Origin of the sequence: Holdemania filiformis (assembly GCF_003459085.1) — a bacterium.
Taxonomy (GTDB): domain Bacteria; phylum Bacillota_I; class Bacilli_A; order Erysipelotrichales; family Erysipelotrichaceae; genus Holdemania; species Holdemania filiformis.
This window is the reverse complement of the sequence record NZ_QRUP01000039.1, coordinates 1-3,832: the sequence shown is the minus strand read 5'-3', so window position 1 is coordinate 3,832 and position 3,832 is coordinate 1. Positions and strand designations below refer to the sequence as shown.

Annotated in this window: 5 protein-coding genes; 3 read left to right on the top strand and 2 right to left on the bottom strand. The window is 40.2% G+C overall.

The window, feature by feature from the left end; translation table 11 throughout:
* Positions 1-319 precede the first annotated feature (319 nt).
* The 3 genes from DWY25_RS17520 to DWY25_RS17515 all read left to right on the top strand — a co-directional run bounded on the left by DWY25_RS17520 (position 320) and on the right by DWY25_RS17515 (position 1,600).
* The gene (locus DWY25_RS17520; protein WP_244926010.1) at positions 320-991 is read left to right on the top strand and encodes a zinc metallopeptidase; all 672 of its coding nucleotides are present in this window, start codon (positions 320-322) and stop codon (positions 989-991) included.
* 118 nt (positions 992-1,109) lie between these two features.
* The gene (locus tag DWY25_RS18060; protein ID WP_261795735.1) at positions 1,110-1,232 is read left to right on the top strand and encodes a hypothetical protein; all 123 of its coding nucleotides are present in this window, start codon (positions 1,110-1,112) and stop codon (positions 1,230-1,232) included.
* A gap of 119 nt (positions 1,233-1,351) precedes the next feature.
* On the top strand, positions 1,352-1,600 hold the full coding sequence (locus tag DWY25_RS17515) for a hypothetical protein (protein ID WP_117896414.1): 249 nt from the start codon (positions 1,352-1,354) through the stop codon (positions 1,598-1,600).
* A 705-nt stretch (positions 1,601-2,305) separates the two neighbouring features.
* Here the strand turns inward: DWY25_RS17515 and DWY25_RS17505 are convergent.
* Both DWY25_RS17505 and DWY25_RS17500 read right to left on the bottom strand, forming a co-directional pair.
* Complete coding sequence (locus tag DWY25_RS17505; RefSeq protein ID WP_117896410.1) at positions 2,306-2,509, bottom strand: hypothetical protein; 204 nt, start codon at positions 2,507-2,509, stop codon at positions 2,306-2,308.
* A 125-nt stretch (positions 2,510-2,634) separates the two neighbouring features.
* A complete protein-coding gene (locus DWY25_RS17500; RefSeq protein WP_117896408.1) occupies positions 2,635-3,678 on the bottom strand; it encodes a replication protein in 1,044 nt (347 codons plus the stop codon).
* Positions 3,679-3,832 lie beyond the last annotated feature (154 nt).

The following is a 3,832-nucleotide window of genomic DNA, read 5'->3' as shown; positions in this document are numbered from 1 at the left end:
AATCAGGAATACCCTCCAGGCAAGAAACTGACGAGGGGTTCTGGAAGGCTTTGTCTTCCAGAATGATGCTTGCATCATTTTTCTTGTGAAAAAGGGGAGAATCCGTGCCGAGACTCTCTCAAAGGCTGAAACAAGGATGAAATGAGGGGTACCGCAAATTCAATAAAATTGATCAGTTGACAGGAATTCTGAGTGAAGCAATTCACTCGCCAGTTTGAAGATTCTATGGTAGAATAACAAAACTCAAGATCCGAATAGCGACAGATTCACATGTTCCTGCCGACTTGGGTTATACTAGAGAATAGAAGGAGTGATGAAGATGGATTGGATACTTTACTTAGCGGCTTTATTCTTGGTAATGTTCTCTCAAATTAAGGTGCAGGGTGCTTATGCACGTTACCGACAGGTGATGACGCTGCGCGGTTACACCGGGGCTCAGGTAGCTCGGCGGATTCTCGACGATCATGGTTTGCAGCATGTTCAGGTTGAACCTTCTCCGGGCGGCGCACTGTCTGATCATTACGATCCCAAAGCGAATGTTGTCCGGCTGTCCGAAGACATCTACGCCAATTCCAGCATCGCTTCTGTGGCGGTGGCGGCACACGAATGCGGCCATGCGATCCAGCATGCAGAAAATTACGGATTCATCGCTTTGCGCAACTCCATTCTTCCCTTTGCGATGGTGTCCAGTCAGCTTTCCTGGCTGGTCTTAATCTTAGGATTGTTGTTCAGCTCCACCGGCTTGTTTTACACCGGCATTCTGATGCTGAGCTGCGTCGCTGTCTTTCAGTTAGTGACGCTGCCGGTAGAACTTGATGCTTCCAAACGAGCCATGGCATTGGTCTATGAGGAAGGCTTTGTCGTTCAGGAAGAGCGGAAAGATGTCAAAGCGATGCTGAGCGCGGCTGCGTTTACTTATATCGCATCGTTAATTTCCTCAGTGCTGCAGATCCTGCGGCTGCTTCTGATCTTCAACCGGAACCGGGATTAATCCGTTTACAGAAACTTCGCTCACAGCTAATAAAGCTGTGAGTTTTTTCTATTAGGAAAGTGCATGTCCATTTCTCTTCCTGATCAACGCCATTCTGGCGGAAGCGGTGGATTTGTGCGTGAAGGAAGGCTTTATTCCGGATGTTTATTATAATGGCTCCTTACGGATTAACAATCCGGCGCTGGGTGAACATAACTTCGCCATTATCGACAAATACTTCTATCGCATGCGCAATCTGTAAGTTCGATTTACGACAGATTTCTGAATCTGACCAAAAAACGCCGATTGTCGGATCAGCCGGACAAGGGTATAATAGAATTAGAAAACAGAATCAGGACCGTCGTCCGGAAAGGAAAGATCATGAAGAAAGCATTGAAAGTTGTTGGCGTTGTCGCTGTGGCGGGAGCCGGGCTCTACGCCTGTAATTATTACAAGCAGTACCGGAAGTTCAAGAAGATGGAAGAACGGATGGAAAAATTACCGCTGCATAAGCTGCAGGAAGCGGTAAAGGAAAGACGTACCAATCCGGATACAGTTGTTGTGGAAGTATCCAAGAGGGCAGGGCTGTGGCAGAAACTGGTCGCCTGTCTGCATGTTTTAACGGCTTGAAATTAAACCCATTAAGCAATATAAGAAAAAGTCCGATTCTCCGGACTTTTTAGATTACAGTTAAAAATGGAATAATGCTTGGGTTTCCTATCTCAGCTTGTTATAATAATAACATATCGGAATGAAGGGGAGTTATCTTCACTTTAACAAAGGTATAGAATATGGATTACTTAAAAAGTATTTTTACATGGATTCACTGCGATTTTTATTCTCGAGTTTCATTTCTTATTGGATTGATACTTGTTTTGATTGTGCCGGGAATAAGCAACTTACTGATCAATCATTTAAATTGGTTCCATCAATGGGACGTTTTCATAATTTTATTGTTTTCTGCTTTTTATGGATTAACCGACGTCCTCGTCTGTCTTTTATTAATTCTTAATCCGCAGATGAATGATTTAAATAAAAATCAGCGAGTCCGCGGCTTAATCGAGGATGCAAGAATCATAAATATTGAGGTTCTGATATCTAAAGCGTTTCAAATTCATTTCGTTTACTATTTTTCTATTCCTGAACGGATGATCGCCATCTTGGGCTTACTCATAAACGGGATCATCTGCTGTTCATTTATTCGTTGGAAGCAGAATCGCATGATTAAATCTAAGAATCTAAATTCGCCTTAGCTACTTCGCATAATGTATATTATCCAATTTTTTCGTTTCGGAAAATTTACATTGCGCGAAGTATAAGATGTAGGTTAAAACCTTATACTTCTGACATATTTCTAACAAAATCAAGAAATTTCTGAAGCTTAACAACTGACACACGTTCATCTCTACCATGTTTCAAAAAATAAGACATGTTAGACTTTGCTATGCCAACTTGCTCACAGATATTTTTTACTTTAATATAAGGTTCTAACCTCAAAATCTCTTGACGATAAACGTCTTTAAGATCAGAGGTCGTCATAGTTAGCCTCCTTTCATTGATAATTAAATGATAGCACTTATAATTATAGTTAACAATCAAATTTTGCGAATTTCAGCAAAAATTATCAATTTTAATTTGTAATAAATGAAAAAATTTACATTTAATCAATTTCTAAATTTGTTACGCCCAAAATGGGCAGTCATCCGATCAGCAAGTTCCCGCTGAGCATCATCAATAGATTCTTTAAGTGATCGAGGTGTCATGACCATATCTTTATATTGCTCCATCGTATAATCACATTCACCGAAACTCAAAAATAACTTAACATTATGTATCCGCCGCAGAAGCGCCGCCCATGTTTCCGGCTGATCAGCCTGTATTTGCTTATACTGATCTTCCAACGCAACATTACTAATAATATACACCTCCGTATAACAAGCTTGCTTGTTTTGATATCTACATGGCAAAGTTAAGGGATACCCATCTAAATAATTTAAGAGATCGCTAATCTTTAACTGCCCCCTATACTCTTCAAAAACAATGACAGCTTCGCCTTTGTATCCATCAAATGGATGATCATAGTCTGTAACCCGATAAACCGATGTATAGCCATATAAATCAGTGACATATCTACTTTTACCAGACCCTGCTTGCCCATAAATATACGTAACATGCAGATCGCGCCACTTGTCAGCGTATTGCTGGTTTAACAACGACTGCCGGACGCGCTCAATTTTATCCATATACAGGATATAACGCGGGTCATCGTCTATAATATCAGCGTCTGTCATACCGTCCTTGATCATTGCGTAAAGGTCAGCCAAATCATTCCGAGCGCCCGGGCGTTCAACGGGCATTTCACCAATTTCTTCAAACGTTTCCGGATGATTCGTACTTTTCTTTTCGCTATCCTGATACTTCCCTTCCTTTAAACAATAATCTCTATTTTCTTGGCTTGTACCCCGAGCCATTTCAATATGAGCACCTTCAAAACGTTTTTTTACTGTATCAAAATAAACAGCACTATTACAAACTAGATAAATATGCGTATGATATGTACCTTGTTCGCCTGTTTCATCACACCAACAAGCGTATATCCTTGATTTAAAATCTTCAATTTTTTCTCTAATTTTTTCATGTGTAAAATCTTTTTCAATCGGATTGTTAATTGTGATCTGCCACTTACGTGACCGTGTATTTTTAGCCATAATTATACCCCTTCTGAATTAAATTACACATTACACAGAGGTTAAAAAACTCGTGTGTAATTTTTTACTTAAAAATAGCCTTTTGTTGAGCCATTTTTTTAACCTTTACACATTACACAGAGGTTGCCTAAGGTAATACTATACTTAGGCAACC